Annotated in this window: 23 protein-coding genes; 9 read left to right on the top strand and 14 right to left on the bottom strand. The window is 68.0% G+C overall.

Annotated elements, in window-relative coordinates; genetic code table 11:
• Position 1: 1 nt before the first annotated feature.
• The 3 genes from CKJ85_RS06495 to CKJ85_RS06485 are packed head-to-tail and all read right to left on the bottom strand — an operon-like array spanning position 2 to position 2891.
• Positions 2-1402 (bottom strand): hypothetical protein, encoded by a 1401-nt coding sequence (locus tag CKJ85_RS06495; protein ID WP_095553796.1) that lies wholly within the window; start codon positions 1400-1402, stop codon positions 2-4.
• Between the two features lie 37 nt (positions 1403-1439).
• The gene (locus CKJ85_RS06490) at positions 1440-2354 is read right to left on the bottom strand and encodes a hypothetical protein (protein ID WP_233126980.1); all 915 of its coding nucleotides are present in this window, start codon (positions 2352-2354) and stop codon (positions 1440-1442) included.
• On the bottom strand, positions 2355-2891 hold the full coding sequence (locus tag CKJ85_RS06485; protein ID WP_143340165.1) for a hypothetical protein: 537 nt from the start codon (positions 2889-2891) through the stop codon (positions 2355-2357).
• Between the two features lie 17 nt (positions 2892-2908).
• On the opposite strand from CKJ85_RS06485, the gene CKJ85_RS06480 reads away from it, so the two are divergent.
• A complete protein-coding gene (locus CKJ85_RS06480) occupies positions 2909-4099 on the top strand; it encodes a multidrug effflux MFS transporter (protein ID WP_095553794.1) in 1191 nt (396 codons plus the stop codon).
• On the opposite strand, the gene CKJ85_RS06475 is transcribed toward CKJ85_RS06480, so the two are convergent.
• Both CKJ85_RS06475 and CKJ85_RS06470 read right to left on the bottom strand, forming a co-directional pair.
• Complete coding sequence (locus CKJ85_RS06475; RefSeq protein WP_095278383.1) at positions 4096-4695, bottom strand: response regulator transcription factor; 600 nt, start codon at positions 4693-4695, stop codon at positions 4096-4098. The genes CKJ85_RS06480 and CKJ85_RS06475 overlap by 4 nt on opposite strands.
• Positions 4692-5792: a sensor histidine kinase gene (locus CKJ85_RS06470; protein WP_095553878.1), complete on the bottom strand. Its 1101-nt coding sequence runs from the start codon at positions 5790-5792 to the stop codon at positions 4692-4694. Before CKJ85_RS06470 ends, CKJ85_RS06475 begins: the two co-directional genes overlap by 4 nt.
• An 89-nt stretch (positions 5793-5881) precedes the next feature.
• Here CKJ85_RS06470 and CKJ85_RS06465 point away from each other — a divergent pair, with 89 nt between their 5' ends.
• Complete coding sequence (locus CKJ85_RS06465; RefSeq protein ID WP_095545654.1) at positions 5882-6862, top strand: ABC transporter permease; 981 nt, start codon at positions 5882-5884, stop codon at positions 6860-6862.
• A complete protein-coding gene (locus CKJ85_RS06460) occupies positions 6863-7522 on the top strand; it encodes an ABC transporter ATP-binding protein (protein WP_095278378.1) in 660 nt (219 codons plus the stop codon).
• Here the strand turns inward: CKJ85_RS06460 and CKJ85_RS06455 are convergent.
• The 3 genes from CKJ85_RS06455 to CKJ85_RS06445 all read right to left on the bottom strand — a co-directional run bounded on the left by CKJ85_RS06455 (position 7491) and on the right by CKJ85_RS06445 (position 10634).
• Positions 7491-8603, bottom strand: coding sequence for an MFS transporter (locus CKJ85_RS06455; RefSeq protein WP_095553877.1), 1113 nt, complete (start codon positions 8601-8603; stop codon positions 7491-7493). The two genes, CKJ85_RS06460 and CKJ85_RS06455, sit on opposite strands and share 32 nt — an antisense overlap.
• 66 nt (positions 8604-8669) lie before the next feature.
• Positions 8670-9494 carry a hypothetical protein gene (locus CKJ85_RS06450; RefSeq protein WP_095553793.1) on the bottom strand — a complete coding sequence of 275 codons (825 nt, stop codon included), beginning with the start codon at positions 9492-9494 and terminating at the stop codon, positions 8670-8672.
• Between the two features lie 18 nt (positions 9495-9512).
• A complete protein-coding gene (locus CKJ85_RS06445; RefSeq protein WP_095553792.1) occupies positions 9513-10634 on the bottom strand; it encodes a hypothetical protein in 1122 nt (373 codons plus the stop codon).
• A gap of 271 nt (positions 10635-10905) precedes the next feature.
• Here CKJ85_RS06445 and CKJ85_RS06440 point away from each other — a divergent pair, with 271 nt between their 5' ends.
• A complete protein-coding gene (locus CKJ85_RS06440; protein WP_095553791.1) occupies positions 10906-11652 on the top strand; it encodes a TIGR02206 family membrane protein in 747 nt (248 codons plus the stop codon).
• Here CKJ85_RS06440 and CKJ85_RS06435 read toward each other — a convergent pair.
• The 3 genes from CKJ85_RS06435 to CKJ85_RS06425 are packed head-to-tail and all read right to left on the bottom strand — an operon-like array spanning position 11628 to position 14917.
• Positions 11628-12575: an NAD(P)-binding domain-containing protein gene (locus tag CKJ85_RS06435; protein WP_095553790.1), complete on the bottom strand. Its 948-nt coding sequence runs from the start codon at positions 12573-12575 to the stop codon at positions 11628-11630. The genes CKJ85_RS06440 and CKJ85_RS06435 overlap by 25 nt on opposite strands.
• A complete protein-coding gene (locus CKJ85_RS06430) occupies positions 12568-14100 on the bottom strand; it encodes a bifunctional ADP-dependent NAD(P)H-hydrate dehydratase/NAD(P)H-hydrate epimerase (protein WP_095553789.1) in 1533 nt (510 codons plus the stop codon). The genes CKJ85_RS06435 and CKJ85_RS06430 overlap by 8 nt, the downstream gene beginning before the upstream one ends.
• Positions 14101-14110: 10 nt before the next feature.
• On the bottom strand, positions 14111-14917 hold the full coding sequence (locus tag CKJ85_RS06425) for an Fpg/Nei family DNA glycosylase (protein ID WP_095547961.1): 807 nt from the start codon (positions 14915-14917) through the stop codon (positions 14111-14113).
• Positions 14918-14963: 46 nt separating this feature from the next.
• On the opposite strand from CKJ85_RS06425, the gene CKJ85_RS06420 reads away from it, so the two are divergent.
• From CKJ85_RS06420 to CKJ85_RS06410, 3 genes are read left to right on the top strand one after another with little or no spacing between them, the layout of a single operon-like run.
• Complete coding sequence (locus tag CKJ85_RS06420; protein ID WP_095278362.1) at positions 14964-16457, top strand: DUF1846 domain-containing protein; 1494 nt, start codon at positions 14964-14966, stop codon at positions 16455-16457.
• A 53-nt stretch (positions 16458-16510) separates the two neighbouring features.
• On the top strand, positions 16511-16870 hold the full coding sequence (locus CKJ85_RS06415; RefSeq protein ID WP_233125432.1) for an excisionase family DNA-binding protein: 360 nt from the start codon (positions 16511-16513) through the stop codon (positions 16868-16870).
• The gene (locus CKJ85_RS06410) at positions 16857-17762 is read left to right on the top strand and encodes a rhodanese-related sulfurtransferase (RefSeq protein ID WP_095553788.1); all 906 of its coding nucleotides are present in this window, start codon (positions 16857-16859) and stop codon (positions 17760-17762) included. The genes CKJ85_RS06415 and CKJ85_RS06410 overlap by 14 nt, the downstream gene beginning before the upstream one ends.
• Here the strand turns inward: CKJ85_RS06410 and CKJ85_RS06405 are convergent.
• From CKJ85_RS06405 to CKJ85_RS06395, 3 genes are read right to left on the bottom strand one after another with little or no spacing between them, the layout of a single operon-like run.
• Positions 17737-18144, bottom strand: a complete 408-nt coding sequence (locus CKJ85_RS06405; protein WP_095278356.1) for a hypothetical protein — start codon at positions 18142-18144, stop codon at positions 17737-17739. The two genes, CKJ85_RS06410 and CKJ85_RS06405, sit on opposite strands and share 26 nt — an antisense overlap.
• A 3-nt stretch (positions 18145-18147) precedes the next feature.
• Entirely contained in the window at positions 18148-19110 is a 963-nt protein-coding gene (locus tag CKJ85_RS06400) for a universal stress protein (protein ID WP_095553787.1), read from the bottom strand.
• Between the two features lie 10 nt (positions 19111-19120).
• A complete protein-coding gene (locus tag CKJ85_RS06395) occupies positions 19121-19579 on the bottom strand; it encodes a MarR family winged helix-turn-helix transcriptional regulator (protein ID WP_095553786.1) in 459 nt (152 codons plus the stop codon).
• A gap of 58 nt (positions 19580-19637) precedes the next feature.
• On the opposite strand from CKJ85_RS06395, the gene CKJ85_RS06390 reads away from it, so the two are divergent.
• Together CKJ85_RS06390 and CKJ85_RS06385 are read left to right on the top strand one after the other, a co-directional pair.
• Positions 19638-20015 carry a DUF5318 family protein gene (locus CKJ85_RS06390; RefSeq protein ID WP_095553876.1) on the top strand — a complete coding sequence of 126 codons (378 nt, stop codon included), beginning with the start codon at positions 19638-19640 and terminating at the stop codon, positions 20013-20015.
• 77 nt (positions 20016-20092) lie between these two features.
• On the top strand, positions 20093-22387 hold the full coding sequence (locus CKJ85_RS06385; protein WP_095553785.1) for a transglycosylase domain-containing protein: 2295 nt from the start codon (positions 20093-20095) through the stop codon (positions 22385-22387).
• Positions 22388-22396 lie beyond the last annotated feature (9 nt).

Below are 22396 nucleotides of genomic sequence, written 5' to 3'. Positions count from 1 at the left end.
ATTAGCGAGCCCCCGGGTCAATCACCGCGAGCAACTCCTCCGTGATCACGTTGACGTCGCCCATCGCGTAGATCCCGCCCAGCACCATGAGGGTGTCCAGCGTGTGCTCCGCCATCGGTGAGGCCCCGGACGAGTCGGTGCTGCGCAGCACCTCGACGGTCTGCCGCCACACGAACGGGGAGAAGTAGTCGGCGAACAGCGCGTGGATCGTCGCCTCGTGGCCGGCCAGTGACGGATTGTTGAGAAACCGCTCGCCGGCCGCGGTGCGCACCAGGTTGGAGCCCTCCTGGGCCACGAGGCCGAGCTCCTCGAGCAGCACGCGACCCAGCTGGACCGCCTCCCACGTGTCTTCTCGCGGCTGGGTGGGGTAGACCGGCAGCCCCAGCATGCGCACGAGCTCGCGCACCACGGCGACCTTGAGGTTGCCGCGCACCGTGAGCGGTGCCTCCGGCCCGAGCACCTCCAGGTACTGCGCGAGCACCGGCGAGAATCCCTTCGGGGCGTGCATGTCCGCAGAGCGCGGGCCGGGGACCTCGGCGCGTTCCACGCCGAACGCCTCCATCGCCGCGTCGACGCCGCCCATCTCGGCGATCGTGCGATCAAAAAACTCCGAGAACGCCTCCACGAGCACCGGGTTGTCCTGCGCGTTCGGGTCCGTCTCCAGGATTTCCTGCAGGTCCGGGCGGTCGTCGAGGAACTTGTGGATCAGCTCGCGCATTGGCGTCGGCTCCGGCTCCTCCCCGAAGCCCGCCGCGAACCCCTGCTCGAAGGCGTCATCAAAGGAGTCGCCATCGAACGGCCCACCGGGGAGCCCACCCAGGTTGGTGCCCAGCTCCTCGCTGACAAAGCCCATGCGGGTGGCCACCGCCACGGGGTCGACCACGCTGAGCCGGTCCAGCATCCGCTCCGGCGTCATCACCGGCAGGTAGCTGAGCAGCAGGGGCGTGACCTCCATGTTCGGCGGCAGCCCGGCGGCCAGGTTCCGCGCCTCCTCGTGGAAGCGCGTCATCATCTCCGGCCCGTTTGCGGTCTCCACCACGTCCGGCCCCTGCGCGTGGATGAGCAGGGGAGTGGGCCCCTCCAGCTGCGACTCGCCGAGCCGCCTGACGTGCACGTTCCAGTTGGCGGCCGGGTCGTAGACGTACAGCATCGGCGGCATCTCGCCCACGGTCATGGAGGTCATGGACCGCTCCCCGGCGCCCGGGTTCTCGGCGTAGACCTCGTTGTCGGCGGAGTGCTCCCCCTCCTGGTGAATAAACAAGTGACCGGCCACCCCCGAAAACCCGAGTGATGCGTCGATAATCTGCGCCAATCGGCTCAGATCAATGTGTGGTTCCACGTTGACACACCGGCTGATCTCGGGCTGGGACCCCTCCACGGTGAACAGCATTGTGATGATCATGCTCTTCACCTTACGTGGGCCGGGCCACCCTTACCCGCTAATGGCCGCACCGCCACGACACGAAGCGCGCCGCGCACAACCCCCAGTGCAGCACCAGCAGCGCGGGGAGCATCGTCGCCACCGCGTTCATCCAGTCGATGCCCCACGCCTGCGCGAGCGTGTAGCCGCCCATCCCGATCGCGCCCGTGGGGAAGGTGGAGGCCCACCACGCCGGCGAGTAGTCCACCCACCGGGCCACGGCGGGGTAGAAGTGCCACATGGCAAACAGCATCATTGGCACCGCCAGCGCCACCAGCGCACTGCCCACGAGGATCTCCGCGCGGGCGCCGAAGAGCAGGGCGATTGCCGACGTCGACTGCCCCACCACCCCAAGCGGAATCCACGTTGTCGCCGCGCTCGGACCGCTGATGTCTGCCTCCCCGCGCAGCGCAGCCACGTACACGCGGGCAAAGACCGGGTAGGCGGCGAGCACCGACATAGCCATGAAGACAATGCCCAGCACGGCGTAGCTCCGACTGCCCGTCAGCGCGCTGATTGTCCCCGCCGTATTGGACGCCATGATGGGCCCGACCAGGGGCAGCCCCCACGCAAAGTTGGGCACCCCGGAGAACCTGCGCAGCTGGTTGAAGTAGGCCACCACGCACAGCGGCGCGCCCACCCAAAACCCGAGCAAGATGCACCACTCGGCGCCGGTCAGCTTGGTCCACGCGGTGCCCAACGCCATCGTGCCGATGAACCACATCGCCCACGGAGCCATGAGGTCCTGGCGGAAGCGGGGGCTGCGGTAGACCAGGAAACCGCCCAGCAGCACCAGGAAAATCAGTGCGCCGAGCACCGCGAACACCCAGGCCACGGCCGGGTAGCCGCTGGTGACCATGAGCGTGGCCATCAGCGAGGTGCCCATCACGCTGCCGCCCCACGCGGGGCCGGGCGGCGGGAGCGTGCCGCGCACTTACTCGGACGGACGGGCTGCGCCAGCGCGGTCCGCCGGGTTGCCGCCGAGGAGCACCGCGTACGCGCGCTCCTGCGAGGTGTTCGCCACCGCGTGGGTGGACGCGCCCGCCTGCGTGCGGCCGCAGGACCCGGCCGGGACCGGGGTGTTGTCGTGCTCGATGCCGCCCGAGCAAGCGACGACGCCGTACTCCAACGCCTCGTCGCAGGTGAAGGCGACCTCCGCGCCGGGCTCGAGCGCGAGCACCACCGCGACCAGCGAGTCCGGGGTGGGCAGGGGGGAGGTCTGGCCGAACAGCGAGCCGGCCACGACGCGCGCCTCCCCGGAGACGCGCGTGGTCACGGAGCGCAGCGTGAACGGCTCCGGGGTAAACGGCTCGGCGCCCCCAGCTGCCCCCGCAAATTGCAGGGCCAGCTCGCCGTAGCGCAGCTCGCCGTCGGAGAGTTCGGCGGAGGCGGCGGCACCCAGCGCCTCGGGCGCCTGCGGTACCTCGATGGAGCGCCACGCGCCGACTACGTTGCTCATCTCAGTGCTCATACAGGTATGGTACCTGCGTGCAAAAACTTTCACCCGGGCTGCTTGTCGCCCTCGCGTTCTTCTCCTCTGTCGCCCCCTTCGGCATTGATATGTACCTGCCGGGCATGCCGTCGCTGGCCAGCGAGCTCGGCGCGTCGCCCGCGGTGGCGCAGCTGACCATCACCGGGTTCATGCTGGGCATGGCGGTGGGCAACCTCCTGTTCGGCGCGATCTCGGACGGCACGGGCCGCAAGCCCCAGATCGTCGGCGCGGCGTCCGTCTTTCTCGCCGCCTCCGTCCTGTGCGCGGTGTCCCCGAGCATCTGGCCGCTCGTCGCCGCCCGCTTCGTGCAGGGCCTGGCCGCCGGCTCGCTCGAGGCGGTCTCGCGCGCCGTGGTCGCGGACGTGTCCAAGGGCCGCCAGGCCGCCCGCGCCCTGTCGGGCCTCATGGCGCTGACCGGCTTTGTCCCCGCGATCGCCCCGGTCCTCGGCGGCGCGCTCCTGCCGGTCGTCGGCTGGCGAGGCCTCTTCTGGGTCCTCACCGCTATCAACATCGTCCAGGCCATCATGGCGTTCCGCATGCCGGAAACTCTGCCCGCCGAGGGACGCTCCCCCGGCACCCTGCGCAGCCTCTTCCCCCGCATGTGGCAGTGCCTGCGCCGCCCCGCCTTCGTCGGCTTCATGCTCGCCGGCGGCCTCGGCTTCGGCGCCCTCTTCGCCTACATCTCCGCGTCCCCGCTGGTCCTCCAGTCGCAGCTCGGCCTGGGCGCCACCACCTACGCGCTCATCTTCGGCGGCATGGCCCTGCTCATCCCGGTGTCCAACACGATGAACATGCGCATGCTCAAGCGCTACCACCCCCGCACGCTGCTCATCGGGGCATTGCTTATCGACGCCATCGCCGCCCTCATCCTTCTCACCTTCGCCTTCACCACGCCCTCCCTGTGGGCACTTCCCTTCCTGGCGGTCCTCTCGTTCATGGGCGGGTTCGTCATGGCCAACGCCTCCGCCCTGGCGATCGAGGAGGTCCGAGACATCGGTGCCGGCGCCGGCTCGGGCGCCCTCGGCTTCTTCCAGTTCCTCGTCGCCGGCGCGGTGCCCCCGCTCGTCGCGCTGGGCACGAACCACATGAGCTCCATGGGCCTGGGCACCCTCATCTGCGCCGGCCTGGCGCTCGCCGCGGTGCTGCTGCTCACCACCACCCACGAGCTCAGCGAGGACGCCGCCTAAATAATCCGCCGCTCGCGGGCCTTCTCTACAGCCGCGGTCCGGTTGTCCACGCCCAGCTTGGAGTAGATGTGGATGAGGTGGGTCTTCACCGTCGCCTCCGAGATGAACAGGCTGGCCGCCATCTGCTTGTTGGAGGCGCCGGTCTGCAGGGCTTTCAGGATCTCGATCTCGCGGGCCGACAGCGCCTCCTCCGGGCGCATCACGCGCTCCGCCAGCACGCCCGCCACCTGCGCGGAAAGGACCCGCTCGCGCCTGGCGGCCTTGAGCACGGCGTCGTGAAGCTCCTGCTCGGGCGCGTCCTTGAGCAGGTAGCCGAGCGCGCCCGCCTCCACGGCGGCGACCACGTCGGCCTGCGTGTCGTAGGTGGTGAGGATGAGCACGGGCGGGCCGCCCGCGGCGACGGCGCGCCGGGTGACCTCGATGCCGTCCACGTTGGGCATCTGGATGTCGGAGACGATGACGTCCACGCCGTCGGGGACCTCGGCGGTGCCGTCCGCGCCCTCGGCGACGACCTCGATGTCGCCGAAGGAGTCGAGGACGGCGCGGAGTCCGGCGCGGACGACCGGGTGGTCGTCGATAAGCATGACCCTGATCATGGTGCCTCCTTGCGTTGGACCGGGAGCGTTGCCGCGAGCACGTTGCCCTCCACCGAGAGCTCACCGCCGGCCTCCTCCACGCGGGCGCGCAGGCCGCGCAGGCCGAAGCCCTCCTTGCCGGACATGCCGCGGCCGTTATCAAAGACGTCGACGGTAACGGTGTCGCCCAGCTTATCCACCGTCACGACGGCTTTCGAGGCGTGCGCGTGGCGCACCACGTTGCTTAAGCCCTCGCGGACCACGCGCTCGACCACCTCCGCCGCAGGGCCGACCACGTCCACCACGTTGACCTGCACCTCCAGCGGCTCGCCGAGGGCGCGCTGCCGGTCCTGCGCGGACTGCGCCAGCGCCCGGACCTGCTCCGGCAGGGTGCGGCGCGGCGGCTCGGCCCCGCCGCCCTCCGCGTTCACGGCCACGAACCGGCGCGCCTCCGCGAGGTTGTCCGCCGCCACCTCGCGGATGGTGGTGAGGGTGGCGCGCGCGGTGGCGTCGTCAAGCTGCTTGTCCAGCGCCCTGCCCAGCAGCACGATGGAGCTCAACCCCTGCGCCATCGTGTCGTGCACCTCGCGCGAGAGGCGGGCGCGCTCCTCCGCCGCGCCGCGGTTGCGCTCCGAGACCTCGAGTTCGAGCGCGAGCGCCTTGTAGTGCTGCGCCTCGGCGCGAAGCATGTTGTAGATCTGCACGGTGACCACCGCGACCACCGTGCCGATGGTCGGGCCGATCAGCCCGCCCAACCCGGAGGCGGGCACCGTCACGCTGAGCGTGAGCGCCAGCATCGCGGTGGCCACGACCAGGCTCGCGGCGGTGGGCAGGAGGATGGCGGCGAGGATGACCAGCGGGAACTCCAGCCACACGTACGCTTCGGAGCGCAGCGCCAGCGCCACCCACAGCGCCGCGATGATGGCGAGCCACGCCCACGACGCGCGCGCCGAGTACTCCGTGCCGCGGTTGTGCGCCACGGTGCCCGCCAGATAGACGGCGGCGAAGAGGAGCGCGAGCGGCGTGAAGTCGCCCAGCATGCCCACGAGCAGGAGGACCGCGACCAGCAGGTGCAGGCTGACGCGGAGGACGGCGAGGATTCGGCTGGTGGTTTGCACGCGCACAAGCCTAATCAACCGATCGGTTGACTCAAGGTTCCACCGCTCGCCCGATGTGGAACGGTGCAGGTCAGGTAGATAATTGGGGCATGTTCGTTGGATTGAGAGAAATTGGAAACGCCAAGGGTCGCTTTGGCCTGATCATTGGCGTCGTGGGGCTGATCACTCTCCTCGTCGTCATGCTCACCGGTCTGACGGCTGGCCTTGGCAAGCAGAATACGTCGGCGCTTGAGGCGCTCAACCCGCACTCGGTCGTGTTCAAGGATATGGAGGAGCCCTCCTACACCACGTCCCGCGTGGGCCCGGAGGACGCGCAGGCCGGCGATGTCCCGCTGGGCACCGGCCAGACCCTGCTGTCCCGCGCGGACGGCACCGAGGAGTCCGTGGCCATCCTGGGCCTGCCGGAGGGCACGAGGCTGCCCAACGGCGAGGTGGTGGGCACCGACGCCGTCGCCTCCGAGTCCCTGGGCCTGACCCCGGGCGAGGAGCTCACCGTGGGCGGCGCGCCCGTGACCGTGGGCAGCACCACAGAGGACCTGGAGTACTCGCACTCCCCGGTCCTGTGGGTGCCCACCAGGGATTGGCAGGCCGCCATGCACACCGATGCCGAGGGAACGGTCCTCCTTGCCAGCGACGACCGCGGCATGAAGCTGTCCGACTCTTTCAACGCCCTGCCGGCCTACGGCTCCGAGCGTGGCTCCCTGCTCATGATCCAGGGCTTCCTGTACGCCATCGCGGCGCTGGTCATCGTCGCCTTCCTCACCGTGTGGACGATGCAGCGCACCCGCGACCTGGCCATCCTCAAGGCGATCGGCGCGTCGAACGGCTACCTGCGCAAGGACGCGCTCGGCCAGTCCGCCATCATCCTGGCGGTCGGCGTCATCCTCGGCGCCGCCATCGCCACCGGTTTTGGTGCGCTCGTCGGCGGCACGGTCCCGTTCACGCTCTCCGCGCTGTCCACGGTCGGCCCGCCGCTGCTCATCTGGGTCCTCGGCCTCGCCGGCGCCCTGTTTGCCACCCGCTCCATCACCAACGTCGAACCACAACTTGCACTCGGAGGTATCGCCTAAATGCTCACCATGGACAACGTCACCGTCACCTTCCAGGACGGCCAGGAGCGCCTCACCGCCCTGGACAACATCTCCTTCAGCGCCACCCCGGGCCACCTCACCTTCATCGTCGGCGAGTCCGGCTCGGGCAAGTCCACCCTGCTCTCCGCGGCCGCGGGCCTGCTCACGCCCGACTCGGGCACAGTGCTTATCGACGACACGCCCGTGGACACCCGCGTCCGCCTCGAAAAAATCGGCATGATTTTCCAGCAGGCCAACCTGATCGGCGCCCTCAACGTCCGCGACCAGCTCCTGGTCACCGACCACATCCGCGGCGTCAAGCCGCGCAAGGAGCGCGCCGACGAGCTGCTCGCCACCGTGGGCCTGGAGGGCCTGGGCGACCGCAAGATGCAGCAGCTGTCCGGCGGTCAGCGCCAGCGCGTCGGCATCGCCCGCGCGCTCATGGGCGAGCCGTCGCTGATCCTGGCCGACGAGCCGACCGCGGCGCTGGACTCGGAGCGTTCGCACGAGATCGTCGCCCTGCTGCGCAACCTGGTGCAGGACCGCAACATCGCCTGCGGCTTTGTCACCCACGACACGGAGCTCATCTCCTCGTCCGACGAGGTCGTCCGCGTGGCGGACGGGCAGGTTACCGCAGCTTCGGTCGCGAGAGCAGCGTAAGCACGCCGAACCCGCAGGCGGCGAGCAGCAGCGTGATGAGGAGGGTGCCGGAGAGGTAGCCCGCGTCCACTGCCGCCGCGCCGAGCGCGGAGCCGGAGGCGATGCCGACCTGGAACGTCACCACGTAGATGGAGCTGGCCAGGTCCTGGTTGCGCTTGCCGGCGAACAGGAAGATGGTGGTGGCGACGGTGGGCAGCGCGCCCGCCGCGGTACCGAAGATGGCGATCATGATGAACATGATCACGCCCGAGCCGGTGTGCAGGCCGATGAGCCCGACGAGCGCGGCGACAATGAGCAGGATCCCAGCGAAGCCGTTGAGGCGGATCATGCGGACGTCGACACGATTGCCCGCGAGCACGACGCCGACGAGGCCGAACGCGCCGTACGCGCCGAGCCCGATGGGGACGAACGCGTGCCCCGCCGTGTTTTCCACGAGCAGCGCCAGGTAGGTGAATGTGGCGAAGACCGCGGTGACGGAGAACGCCAGGTAGAAGACGAGCGAGGGGATGGCGGAGCGCTGCTGCTGCGCGGTCTCCGCCGGCGTCGGCGGGATGGCCGGCATGCTGGGCAGCGTCTTGAGCAGCAGCAGGAACGCGAAGAGGACCGCGACGCCGAGGACCCAGGTGGAGCCGCGCCACCCGATCAGCCCGCCGAGTGAGGTGGTGAGCGGGGAGCCGACCACCAGCGAGAGCGTGGAGCCGAGCGAGACCGCCGCGACCGCCTTGCCGGTCATGCCCTGCGGGGCGAGTCTCGACGCCATGGGGTTGACCAGCGACCAGAACAGGCCGTGCGTGAGCGCCGCGCACACTCGGCCCACCACGAGGACCCAGTAGGTGTGCGCGATTGCCTGCAAGATGATGCCCGCGAGCAGGAAGCCGAGTGTGGCCATGAAGAGGGGGCGTCGGTTCACCTTGCGGGTCGCGGCCATGAGCGGGATGGTCACGATGGCGACGAGGCCGGCGTACACACTCATCAGGAGGCCGATCTGGCCCTCGGAGACGTTGAGATCCGAGGCCATCGGAGAGATGAGGCCGACGGCGAACATCTCAAATGTGACGTAGACGAACGCCGCGAAGCTCATCGCCGCGAGGGGGACCACAGGGAATTTCTGGGATTGGGATGTCTGCAGATTGGTCACACGAACAATCTAGGCGTAGAAATGCGTGTACGCGAACGCCCCGTAGCCGAAGATGCCCAGCAGCATGAGGACCCCGGCGATGATGGGGATGATGTCTGTTTCCGGCTGCGGCGTTTCGGTCGGCGTTTCGGTCGGCTCCGCGTGGTCCGCCTCGCACTGCGCGTCCTGCTGGTCAAAGTAATTGGCGTAGCGGTCGACGGCGCGCAGGTTCTCGTACGTCGCGGTGGAGGTGAGTGTGTCGGCCCAGCGCGTGGCATCGGCAAGCATCAGGCCCGGGAACTCTTGGGTGAGCTGCTCGGCGACCGCCTCCGGGTCGGTGGCCATGCCGGTGGGGGTGAACCAGTCCGGGGCGTCCTTGCCCACGGGCACTTGGCCGTCGGTGGCGACGAAGTCCTTGTAGTGCTCGACCTCGGTGATTTGCGGGTTGTGGGTGGTCTGCGTGGGCGAGTGGCGCTGCAGGTACCAGTTGGCCACGGACTCGGGCAGGCCGAGGTCGGCGAACGCCTCGAGAGCGTACGCGTGCTCGGTGGTGGTGGGGTCGGCGAAGTGGGCGTCATCGATGTAGATGCCTAGCGCTTCCTCGAGGATGCGGCGGCGCACGCCGGACTCGACGCTGCGCACCTCGGGGAATGCCTCGACGAAGGATCCGTAGCGGGCGTAGATGAGGTTTGCCTCGCGCTCGAGGTAGAGGTGCGCGGCGTCGCTGGCCGCACCGAAGGCCTCCGGCTCCATGGTGAGCGTGCAGGTGGCCGCGCTCGCGGCGGGAATGGGCGCAACGGCAACGCCACCGCAGACCAGTGCGGTCGCGGTGGCGAGTGCGGCGAGCGTTCTCATCGGTGCCCTGCTCGGGGTCTAGCCAAGGAAGGAGAAGACTGCGCCGCCGATGGTCGCCAGCAGGGCGAGCACGATAGCGGCGATGATGCCGGAGTCAACGGAGATGTGCTTGCCGGCTGCGGCGGCGGTGTCCACCTTGGGCTCGTCCTCCTGCTTGTTGTCCGGCCTGTCGGTCGGCTCCGATGCGGTGCGCGACTTGGTGCGCGAGGTGACGGAGACGTTGACGGTGGTTTTGCCGTTCTCCCGCACGACGGTGGTCGTCGTGCCGTTCTCGGTGCCGTTTTCGTGCTCGGTGCGCTCAGGCTGGTCAGTCTGCTCAGTGGTCAGCGGGTTCTGCTCTGCCGAGGGAAGCACGTCCGCGCCCTGGTCGGTCTTCTCCGCCGCGCGCTGCGCGTCGGGGTTTGCACCGTCGGTAGGGAACAGGACGATGGCATCGCCGCCCTCTGCGCATTCCTGGCGGGCCTGCTGGAAGACGGACTCGAATGCGGCGCCCTTGCGGTAGTCGGCCAGGGCCTCCGACTCCACGAAGGCGTCGGTCCACGCGGCCGCGTGCTCCGGGCTCAGCTCCGGGAACTGGGCCTTGCGTTCCTGCTCCAGGACGGCCAGCGGGGCGACCGGGCGGAAGGCGGATTCAGACGCGGCATCCTGTTCCGAAGCGGTGATGGTGCCCGCGTCGAGGGAGTCGTGCACGTCGTCCCAGAACTTGACCAGCGCGATGTCCGGCTCGGTGGAGACAGCGAGGCTGTTCCACAGGTGGGAGAAGTACCAGAAGGACGCGTCGTGCGAGACACCGGTTTCTGCGGAAATCCGGTCGGCCCACGCGTTCAGGTTGTCCATCAGGTTGTCGTTGAAGGACTCGCGGCCGCCGTTCTCGTAGGCGTCCTGGAACTCGGCGGCGATGTCGCCGGCGGCAGGGAACGCGACCTCGAAGGCCTGGCGCCAGTTGTCATCCTGGTTGAACTTGGTGGAAGCGAACGCGACGCGCTCGTATTCCTGCTGCTCCTGGCTGTTCAGCTGGATGTGGCATGAACCAGAGTCGTTACTACCAACAGTTGCGCCCTGCGCTTGTGGCGCAATGACAGCGCACGCGCCCAGGGCGACGGCGGTGGCTGCTGCTGCGAATCTCTGATTGTTGAACACGCTGATTATGTTACCTGAGGAATACATAAATGGAAGCATTTGCGTGAGCCGTGTTCGCTTTATAAAAACGGTAATGACCGTGTATATTGACATAATCCCAGGCAGGAGCTGTGTATTGATATGGTATTATTAAATATCGCCTGTCAATAGTTTAAAAGCGCCCCTATATGGGGGTGGCTCCTTAATGGTCCAGATCGAGGTAGACGGGCTGAACCTGAGAAGTTACACCATTGTAATTCTTAGACACCCTAACCGCGGTACCCTTACTCGCATGCAGCTACAGCCGCTCCAACCGCCGGACTGGACGTCGCGCAACGGACGCACCTACCGGACGATGACACAGTACGACGCTCGGCACCTCTCCATACTCGTGGTCCTCATTCTCTGCTGTGGCATCCTCGTCGTCGCGGCCCGCAACCTGCCCCGCAATGTGGTCAAAGCTGCGCGAAAGGTCGCCGGCGCCGTCCTGGGCATCCTCGTTTTCGCCTACTACTGCTGGGTCCTCGCGCCGAGCAACATCGTGTGGGACGAAACCGCCCCCTTCCACATCACGGACTTCCTCCGCGTTATCACCCCGACGGCGCTGCTCACCGACAATCCCACCGCAGCCGCCCTGTCCTTCTACTGGGGTTTCCTCCTGAACCCCATGGCACTGCTCTTCCCCGACATGGCGTACGTCCAGGACTTCCCGGGCCTGCAGGAATTCGCGTACTGGTTCTTCCACAGCGCCGCCCTCGTCGTCCCGACCGTGCTCACCTTCGGCCTCGGCTACCGCCCCACCTGGCGCGACTGGCGCATCACCACCGCCATCACCGTCGCTTGGGCCGGTTTCGCCGCCACCGCCAACCGCATCACCGGCGGCAACTACGGCTTCCTCGCCGGCTACCCGCGCGGCTGGTCCATCCTCGAGCTCTTTGGCAAGTGGCCCTACTACCTCCTCATCGTCGTCCCCGGCGTCCCAGCGGTCTGGGCCGCGATGACCTGGGCGAGTGCTTATCGACGCCCCGCCACCGCCTGAGCCACGTCCCTGGCAAAAGGACTCACGCCACCAAGCGTCGCGGCGCCAGGCCCGTTGATGCGGTTGTAGCCCACAAACCACAGCCCCGGGGTGTTGCGGTCCAGGCCGCGTACCGGCCCGAGCGCCGGGCGGAAGCCCGTGGCCCACACGATCGTCTCGACCCCAAGTGCCGAAACCTCATCAAGCGTGTCCGGCACCGTCTCCGTGCGCATCAGCGCGGCGTCGCGGGCGCGGCGTACCTCGGGCACCACGACGATGTCGCCGCCGAAGTCGGCCCCGCCCGGGTCCGGCTTGCCCTGTGAGATAGCGACGAAACGTTCACGGTTGCGGCGGAACAAGTCCGAACCATCCACGTCATCCGGCATGAAGCGCGGCGCGTGGCGGGTCAGCCACACTACATCAACCCCGCCCAGCGCCAGGTCAGCGGTGATCTGCGCCCCGGAATCGCCGGATCCCACCACGGCGACGCGTTTGCCCGCCAACTGCTGCGGGTTGCGGTATTCGGAGGCGTGCAGCTGCACTCCGGGGAACGTGCCCGGGTAGTGAGGCACGAACGGGACGTTACCGGTGGCCATGATCACGTTGCGGGCGGTGACGCGTTGGGGGTGGAGGGTAAACGTGGCGTCGTCAAGCGAAATGCGCTCCACGCGCTCACGAACGACGGGGAAGCTGTAGCGCTGCTCGTAGCGCGTGAGGTAGTCCACGACGTGGTCGCGCGGCGGATAGCCGTCGAAGGCGGGCATAGGCCAGCCGGGCAAGTTGGAAAATTCCGCGCGGGAAAACAACGTGAGGTTATCCCAGTACGTCGGCCAAGCGCCGGCAGCACGGTCGCCGAAGATGGTGAAATCCACCTTGTACTTGCGCAGGTAGTAAGCGGTCGCGAGTGCAGATTGGCCACCACCGATGATCGCGGCATCAAGCATTGTTCGCCTCCAGAGTCGTTGTGGTCAGTAGAGCGGTAGCCTCGCGGACAAACGCGGCGATCCGGCTTGCGGGTGCGGTCGCATCACCGAACTCGGTGGCCGCGGCCAGCTTCGCGGCCACGGCGTGCACGGTCGCCGCGGCGATGAGCGAGGAGGTCTCCGCGCGCCGGGCCAGATGTGCGCCCGCAATGCCGGCGAGCACGTCGCCGGAACCCGGGGTCGCGGCCCAGGAGTGCCCGGCGTCAAGGCCGTAGACGAGGTGGCCGTCGGAGATGAGTGTGGCGCGCCCCTTGCGCAAGACGTCGCAGCCGAGGTGTGCGGCGAGGGCGAGCGTCTCCTCCATCCGCGAATCCGCGGAAAGGCCCGCCGCCTCGCGCAGCCGGGCGAACTCGCCGTCGTGCGGAGTGAGCGCCGTGTAGGTGTCGCGCTCACGCAGGGCGGACAGGAGGTCGGGGTGGGTGGCAAGGAGGGTGAGCGCGTCGGCGTCGAGAAGCAACGGCTCGGGGGCGCTGAGCAGGGCGCGCAGCTCCTCGGCCTCCCCCTCGCCGGTGCCCGCGCCGGGGCCGAACACCCAGGCCTGGACGCGACCGGACGCATCCACGGAATCCGCGACGACGACCTCAGGATGTGCGCGCACCACCTCGGCGGCCTGCGGGCCTGCGTAGCGCACCATCGCCGGGGAGGCGTTGACCGCGCCCGCCGTGCACAGCAGCGCCGCGCCCGGATAGGTACTACTTCCTGCGCGGATGCCCACCACGCCGCCGGAGTATTTGTCGTCGGCCGCGCCGGGCTCCACCGACGGCACGGGTGCAGGGAGCAGGGTGCGCATCCCCTCAGGGAGAGGGAAGTCCGGGACAACGGCGCGGTTTGCGGTGAGCAGCGGCGGGCCGTCGGCGGACCACAAGGGCAGCGTGTCCACGAGCGTTTCGTAGAGGTGGCGCCCGCCGATCCCGATGTCCGCAATCAGCTGCACCCCGCACGCGGCGGCCAGGACGTGGGCGCGGCGGAACCCGCCGAAGGTCACGGTCGCGTCCGCGGTGACGTGGAGCTCGCCGCCCTCGCCCGTGTCGGCGTCGACCCCGGAGGGCACGTCGACCGCGAGCACGCGCGTCCCCCGCAGCGCCTCCACCACCTCCGCGTATTCCGCGCGCAGTCCCGCAGTACCACCAATACCGGTCATGCCGTCGATGGCCAGGTCATACGCGCGGGCAACACGCTCCACCACCGTCCCGCCCGCGTTGCGCAGCGCCGAAAGCGCCCGCTCCTGCGCACGGCCCGCCACCAGCAGCGCGTCTACGCGGTAGCCGGACATGGCCAGCTCCGCGGCCGCGTAGAGCGCGTCGCCGCCGTTGCCGCCCGGCCCCGCCACCGCGAGCACCCGGCTACCGGGCTCCACCATCGCGCGGGCGACCTGGGCCACGGCGTGCGCGGCCTGTTGCATGAGCTCGTCCGGCGAGGTTTGCGCGTCCAATAATGGCTGCTCGGCGGCGCGGACCTGGGCGACGGTAAAAGTGCAGGCGTACATACCGGCCAGGCTAGTCGCGCTGGCAGGTGGGGCACCAGAACAGGTTGCGCCCCTCCACCTTGCGCAGCGCGATCTCGTCGCCGCACACGTAGCAGGGCTGGCCTGCCCGGCGGTACACGTAGACCTCGCCGCCGTGGTCGTCCTTGCGGGGCTCGCGCCCCATCGCCTCCGGCGCGTGTTCGTCGCGCACCGTGTCGATGCGGCCGTGCTCGACCCCGTAGTGCATGAGCTGCACCAGGTCGGCCCACAGCGCGTCGAACTCGGCGCGATCCAGCGCCCGCCCCGGTGTGAACGGGGAGAGGCCGAGCCGGAACAGCGGCTCTGCGCGGTAGATGTTGCCCACCCCGGCAAAGTAGGCCTGGTCCATCATCAGCGAGCCGATCGTGCGCTTCGAACGGTGCACGCGCGCCCACAGCGCGTCCGGGTCCGCGCCCGCGTCGAGCGGGTCTTCGCCAGTGCGCTCTAAGATGGCGGCAACCTCCGCCGGGTTGAGGTAGGCGCAGGTCTGCGGCCCGCGCAGGTTGGCCGCCACCGCGCCCCTCCCACGATCCGGCACGAGCCGCAGCCGGATCTGGCCCCACACGTCCTCGGCCGGCTCGAAGCGCAGCGAGCCGATGAGGCCCAGGTGGATGTGCACGGTCGCCGGCGCAAACTCCAAAAACAGGTGCTTGCCGTGGGCGCGTGCGGCGAGGAGCGGGTGGGCGTCGATAAGCGATGCATCGAAGCGCCCCTGGGGCGAGGAGGCGGCGATGGGCGCGCCCCGGAAGTCGTCGTTCAGGCGCGTGGCCAGGCGGTGGATGACGTGACCTTCAGGCAAAGCGCCGCTCCGCAAGATTCATGGCGCAGATTGTAGTATTGCTTCCATGCCGTACAAGATCGGGTTTGACCGAGAGAAATATATTCAGATGCAGTCCGAGCACATCACCGCCCGCAGGCGGGAAATCGGCGGCAAACTCTATCTAGAGATGGGGGGCAAGCTTTTCGACGATCACCACGCCTCCCGCGTCCTCCCCGGGTTCACCCCGGACAACAAGATCGCCATGCTGGACCGGATTAAGGACGAAGTGGAGATTGTCATCTGCTTCAACGCCGGCGACGTCGTGCGCCAGAAGGTGCGCGCGGACCTGGGCATCACCTACGAAGATGACGTGCTGCGCCTCGTGGACGTGTTCCGCGACCGCGGCTTCCTCGTGGAAAACGTGGTGGTCACGCAGCTGGAGGGCCACAACGAGAACGTCGAGGCCTTCCTCGAGCGCCTCGGCCGCCTGGGCCTGAAGGTGTCGCGCCACTACATGATCCCGGGCTACCCCAACGACACGGCGACGGTGGTCTCCGACAACGGCTTCGGCCGCAACGACTACGTGGAGACCTCCCGCGACCTCATCGTGATGACCGCGCCGGGGCCGGGCTCCGGCAAGCTGGCCACCTGCCTGAGCCAGGTGTACCACGAGCACAAGCGCGGCATCCCCGCTGGCTACGCCAAGTTTGAGACCTTCCCCATTTGGAACCTGCCGCTGTCGCACCCGGTGAACCTGGCCTACGAGGCGGCCACCGCGGACCTGGAAGACATCAACGTGATCGACCAGTACCACCTGGAGGCGTACGGGGAGAAGGTCACCTCTTACAACCGCGACATCGAGGTTTTCCCGCTGCTGAAGACGCTGCTGCGCGAGGTCACGGGGGAGACGCCGTACCAGTCGCCCACGGACATGGGCGTGAACATGGCCGGCTACTGCATCTCAGACGACACCGCGTGCCGCCACGCCGCGGAGCAGGAGATCATCCGGCGCTACTACAAGACCCTCGTGGAGGAGCGCCGCGCCGAGGCCGATTCGACCGAGTCGGACCGCATCTCCAACGTCATGCGCAAGGCGGAGGTGACCACGTCGGATCGCCCGGTGGTCGCGCCGGCGCTGGCGGTGGCGGAGGCGACCGGCCAGCCGGGTGCCGCGCTGGAGTTGCCGAACGGGAGCATCGTCACGGGCAAGACCTCGGACCTGCTCGGCCCCTCGGCCGCCGTGCTGCTCAACGCGCTGAAGGAGCTCGCGGGTATCGACGATTCCGTGCACCTCCTCTCGCCCGACTCCATCGAGCCGATCCAGACGCTGAAGACGAAGCACCTCGGCTCCGTGAACCCGCGCCTGCACACGGACGAGGTGCTCATCGCCCTGTCTGTATCGGCGGCTTCGAGTGCGGACGCCGCCGCAGCGCTTGAACAGCTGCGGAACCTGCGCGGCTGCGACGCTCACACGACGACCATCCTTGGCTCCGTGGACGAGGGAATCTTCCGCAACCTGGGCGTTCTGGTGACCTCCGAGCCGACCTACTGGAAGAAGCGCCTGTACCACAAGCGGTAGTTCGGGTAATTCGGGTATTGCGCCCGTTGCGTCTTGTTCGTATGATGTTGGGCATGGATCAAGACGAGAAGCTCTCCCCGGTGGAGCAGGCCCTGGCGGACCTCAACGGCAACCTCTCCCGTGCCCGCACCCACTCGGAGGACAGCGTCACGCTGCCCAAGGAGACCGCGGTGTGGCTGCGCGACATTATTGAGGATATTGCGGAGGGGCGCCTCATCCCCGCCCCCGGCCCGGAGGAGGAGATGACGACGCAGCAGGTGGCCAACCTGCTCGGCGTCTCCCGCCCCTTCGTGGTCAAGCTTATTGATGATGGCCGCCTTGCCGGCCACAAAGTGGGCACCCACCGCCGCGTCTACACGCGCGACGCCGTGGCGTACAAAGATCTGATGGCCGGTAACCGTGGCCAGCGTTAGCAAGATCCTCCTGTACTACAAGTTCCAGCCCATCGCGGACCCGGACGCGGTGCGCCTGTGGCAGCGCGACCTGTGCGAGGGGCTTGGCCTGTACGGGAGAATCATCGTTTCCAAGGACGGGATCAACGGCACCGTCGGCGGCCCGATCGACGCGTGCAAAACCTACGCGAAAAAGACGCGCGAGTACTTCCGCGGCATCGAGTTCAAGTGGTCCGAGGGCGGCAAGGAGGACTTTCCCAAGCTCTCCGTCAAAGCGCGCGAGGAGATCGTGTCCTTCGGCGCGCCGGGCGAGCTCAAGGTGGACAGCCACGGCGTCGTCGGCGGCGGCACCCACCTCACGCCCGAGGAGGTCAACGAGCTGGTTGCCAACAACCCTGACGTCGTCTTCTTTGACGGGCGCAACGCCCGCGAGGCGGAGATTGGCAAGTTCAAGGACGCCGTCGTGCCGGACGTGGAGACCACCCACGACTTCATCAAGGAGCTGGACAGCGGCAAGTACGACTGGATGAAGGACAAGCCCGTCGTCTCCTACTGCACCGGCGGCATCCGCTGCGAGGTGCTGTCCAGCCTGATGAAGAACCGCGGCTTCGAGGACGTGTACCAGCTCGACGGGGGCATCGTCCGCTACGGCGAGAAGTACGGCAACTCCGGACTGTGGGAGGGCTCCCTCTACGTCTTTGACAAGCGCATGCACACCGAGTTCGGCGGCGGCGCCGACGACCCCAACTACGTCCAGCTGGGGCACTGCGTGCACTGCGGTGCGGACACGAACCAGTTTTACAACTGCGCCAACGAGCCGGAGTGCCGCGTCCAGTACTTGAGCTGCCCCGAGTGCCGGGAGGAGAACCCGTACTGCGTGGAGTGCGCTACACGGCGAGCTTCCCAATCGTGATGATCAGCCACACCATGGTGAACGGTACGAGCGGCAGCCAGAACACGCCCATCCACGGCACCCACCGCTCGTAGCGGTTCAGCTTGCGCACCATGATCACGGCGCAAGCGAGCAGCGCCGCCACCGGCGGGATGGACGTGAGCACCGCCCACCAGGTCTCGCTCACGCCCGGAATCCACGACAGCACCAGGCCAAAGAGCAGGCAAAAGCTTATCGACGCCACCGTGAACCCCAGCGCCTGCCGCGTCGACCTCCGGTTCCGCTCCGCCACCTCGGCCGGGTCCGGCTCGTCCGCGAGCGCGTCGAAGTCCCGCGGCTCCGGCCGGGTCCTGCTGAACCGGTCGGCCCCCGAGTGCAGGTCGTTTTCTGGGTGCTCCTGCATGGGCTAGCCCTCCGCGTCCGAGCGCGGGTAGATGACTACGGGCACCGGTGCGAAGCGGATGAACTCGCCCTCGCGGGTGCCCACGAACACACGCTTGAGCTGCCCCGACGGCTGGGAGCCGAGGCACATGATGTCGCCCTTCTTCCATTTCACGCTGTCCACGGCGCGCTTCCAGCCCCGCCCGGACGCGAGCAGCGTCTGCACGTCCAGCGAGTCGGAGACCTCGAAGGCCTGGTCGCGGACGCGGTCGAGCAGCCCCAGTGTGGACTCGTTCCAGGCGGCCAGCTCGTGGGAGAACTCGGAGCTGCGCTCGTCGGGGGAGAACGCGACAATGCGCAGCGGCACGCCGATGACGGAGGCAAGGGAGGCGGCGTAGGCGAGGCCCGGGAAGCGGTCGCGGGTGCCGGTGCCGGAGATTTCGTCGGAGTCAATAAGCGCGTAGGTCACGCGCGTAATGCCCTTCTTGGACAGCTTCACGTGCTTCGGCGCCAGCCCGAGCGGCAGGGTGGAGGAGTGCATGAGCTCCTCGGCCACGGAGGTGGGGCGGAAGCGCTTCTTGGAGGTTTTGGCGCGTGAGCCCATGACGATCATGTCGGCGTTGAAGGCCTGCGCGGCGTCGTAGAGCGGCTCCGTGCTGCTCGTCTTCTCAATGAGCCGGGCGACGTGCTTGGCGCGCTGCGAGCGGGGGACGACGCCGTCGAGGGCGTCGTCGACGCGGTCGCGGAATTCCTCGCGCGTCCGCTTGAGCCATTTCTTGTGCTTCTTTTCAGACACGGAATTGGCCCACGAGCTCTTGGTCGCACTCATGACCTGCACCTTGACGGGCAGGGAGCGGCCGAGCCAGGCCGCGAACTCGAGGGCCTCGGTGTTGTTGGAGTTGCTTGAGTCCCAGCCAACAACGATGCGCAGGGCCTCCCGGGTCTCGGGGAGCTGCGCGAGATCTGTGGAGAACGAACGTGCTGACACGTCGCCCAGTCTACGTTGTGGTCTGTTCCTTATTCACGTAGGCATCGGCGAGAAGGTTGATGGTATCGGCGACGCTGGCCAGTCGACGCAGTGAGTCGGCGTCTAGCGTGCCGAGCATCTCGCCGAGGTACTTCGTGCGCTCGTCGCCCACGCGCTCGAGTTCGTCGAGTCCCAGTTTCGTCGTCTCCACGCTCACGCCGCGGCGGTCGTCCTCGCTGCGGATGCGTTGCACGAGCCCGCGCTTCTCTAGCTGGTTGACGGTGTTGGAGGCAGTCGGCATGCGCACGCCCTCCGCCTCCGCGAGGTGGCTGATGCGGGACGGGCCGACGTCCGCAAGCCGGCGCAGGATGGACAGCTGCGGGCCCGTCAGGTCGGAGTGCTCGGCCGTGCGGAAGTAGGTGACGTACAGCGAGGTCATGGCGGGGCGAATGCTCCGCGCGATCTCGTACGGATCGGGTGTTTCATGCATAAGAAATCTCCTCCACGCTTTTCGAAGACTAAATAGTACCAGCTTCCGTACGACTATGATGGGGCGAGTGTTTGCGTACAGATACGAGGTGTCACACGAGTGGGCTCGCCGCACCACGCTGCGGGACCTCCGCCAGGGCAAGATCACGCTTGACGACGTCTGCGACGCCGATTTCCTCCTCCGCACCGCCAGCCAGTACCACGGCGCCAAGGCCGACCGCCCCTGCCCGATCTGCGGCTCCGAGCTGCGCGAAGTGAAGTGGGTGTACGGCGGGAACCTGGGCCGCCGCGCCAACACTGCCCGCAGCGCGAAGGAGATTGACCAGCTCGTCGCGGAGGTGGGGCCGATCACCGTGCACTTCGTCGAAGTTTGCCTAGAGTGCAAGTGGAATCATCTACGGAAGGCCGTGACCGCTGTTCCCGTCTCGGACGGGTAGTGTGTCCTATTAATAATGCGCAGTGGGCTTCGAGGTCTGAGGCCTGCCGCACGTCCGCACGTCTTGAGGGAAAACGAGTGACAAACAAAGAGAACGCCTCGGAAAGTGGAAGCACGGTAGCGTCGTCAAGCAAGCGAGCGTCGAAAGGCGCAAAGCGCTCACGGTGGTGGCAATGGCTGCTGGCGCTGCTTCTGCTGCTGGTGCTGATCGCCGCGATCCCGGCGATCTGGTTTGCCTGGAACTACAGGCAGGCGGAGATCCCGGAACCCAACGACATTGAGGCGGCGCAGATCTCCAACATCTACTTCAGCGACGCCCAGACTGAGCTGGCGCGCGTCGTGCCGCCGGAGGGCAACCGCGAGCAGATCCCGCTCGACGCGGTGCCCGAGGAGGTGCAGAATGCGGTGCTCGCCGCCGAGGACCGCGACTTCTGGGACAACTCCGGCTTTTCCTTCACCGGCTTCGGCCGCGCCGCGGTGGGTCAGCTGACCGGCAACACCTCCGCTGGCGGCGGCTCGACGATTACGCAGCAGTACGTGAAGAACTCGATCGTGGGCAACGAGCACTCCTACGAGCGCAAGGCGAAGGAGCTGGTCTACTCCATCAAGATGGCCAACTCCTGGTCCAAGGAGGAGGTGCTCAACGCCTACCTCAACACCGTGTACTTCGGCCGCAACGCCTACGGCATCGAGGCGGCGGCGCACGCGTACTTCTCCAAGCCCGCCTCGGAACTCACCGTGGAGGAGGGCGCGGTGCTCGCCGCGCTGATTCAGCGCCCGAGCCAGCTTGACCCGTGGAACAACGAGGCCGGCGCCCAGGACCGCTGGAACTACGTCATGGACGGCCTGGTGGAGATGGGCGCGATCGACCAGGCGACGCGAGCGGGCGCGCAGTTCCCCGAGACGCGCGACCCGGCGACGTACTCCGCCTACACCGAGGCGACGGGCCCGAACGGCCTGATCAAGAACCAGGTGATGACGGAGCTCGCCGCGATTGGTATCACGGAGGATGACCTGACCAACCGCGGCCTGCAGATCACCACGACGATTGATAAGAAGACGCAGGACGACACGGTCCGCATCTCCGAGGAGCGCATTTCCGCCCTGCAGGACGACGCCCGCACCGGCGTGGTCGCCGTCGAGCCGGGCACGGGTGCCGTGCGCGCCTACTACGGCGGCAACGAGGCCTCCGGGTGGGACTATGCCAACGCCGGCCTGCAGACCGGCTCCACCTTCAAGATCTTCGCGCTGGCGGCGGCCCTGCAGCAGGGTATCCCGCTGACCGCGAACTTTGACGCCTCCCCGGTCACCCTGCCGGGCGGGTTCTCCGTGACCAACTCCGACGGCGGTGGCGGCGGCATCATCAACATGACCGAGGCCACCCGTACTTCCTCGAACACGGCGTACATGCGCATCCAGGACGACCTGGACAATACGACGCAGGACACGGCGGACATGGCGCACGCCCTCGGCGTGGCGCGCTCCATCCCGGGCATCCCGGTGACCCTGCGCGAGAACGGCGGCCAGCCCTACGAGGGCATCGTGCTGGGCCAGTACCAGTCGCGCGTGCTCGACATGGCCGCCGCGGTGGCAACGCTCACGGACCGCGGCGTGTACCACCCGACCCACTTCGTGCAGCGCGTCACCGACGCGCAGGGTGAGGTGCTCTACGAGAACGATGACAAGTACGCCGAGCGCCGCGTCTCCGCCCAGGTTGCGGACAACGTGATCCAGGCGATGCAGACCGTGATTCCGTACTCCTATGCCAACCTGGCGGGCGGGCGTCCGTCGGCGGGCAAGACGGGTACCGCCCAGATGGGCGACACCGGCCAGAACAAGGATGCCTGGATGGTCGGCTCCACCCCGCAACTGTCTGTCGCGGTGTGGGTCGGCACGGCCGACAACACCTCGCCGATCTTCAACGAGTACGGCGGCCTGATGTACGGCGCGCAGACCCCGGCCAAGATTTGGAAGGACGTCCTGGACACGGCCCTGGAGGGCCAGGAGATCCAGAACTTCCACGAGGCATCGCCGGTGTACTGGGGTGTGAACCCCTACGGCGGCGGCGCGAACCTGGGCGGCAACTCCTGGGCGTACTACAACCAGCAGCAGGGCACGACGCAGTCCGGGAACGGCGCCGCGGCGGCTCCGGCCGAGCAGCAGCAGTCCGCTGCCCCGTCGCAGCCCGAGCAGGCGCCCGCACCGGACCCGGCCGCACCCGCCGCACCGGCTCCGCAGCAGCAAGCGCCGGCGCCGGCCGCGCCCGCCCCCGCCCCCGCGCCGCAACAGCAGCAGCCGGCGCCGGCGCCGGACCTGGGGCTCGACCAGGCGGTGGACGACTTCTTCAACGGCCTCGACAACGCGCTGCAGTAAGCGAAGGGG

This window comes from Corynebacterium sp. NML 150383, from assembly GCF_002285085.1.
Taxonomy (GTDB): domain Bacteria; phylum Actinomycetota; class Actinomycetes; order Mycobacteriales; family Mycobacteriaceae; genus Corynebacterium; species Corynebacterium gottingense.
The sequence above is the reverse complement of the archived record's forward strand: the minus strand, read 5'-3'. Positions and strand labels throughout refer to the sequence as shown.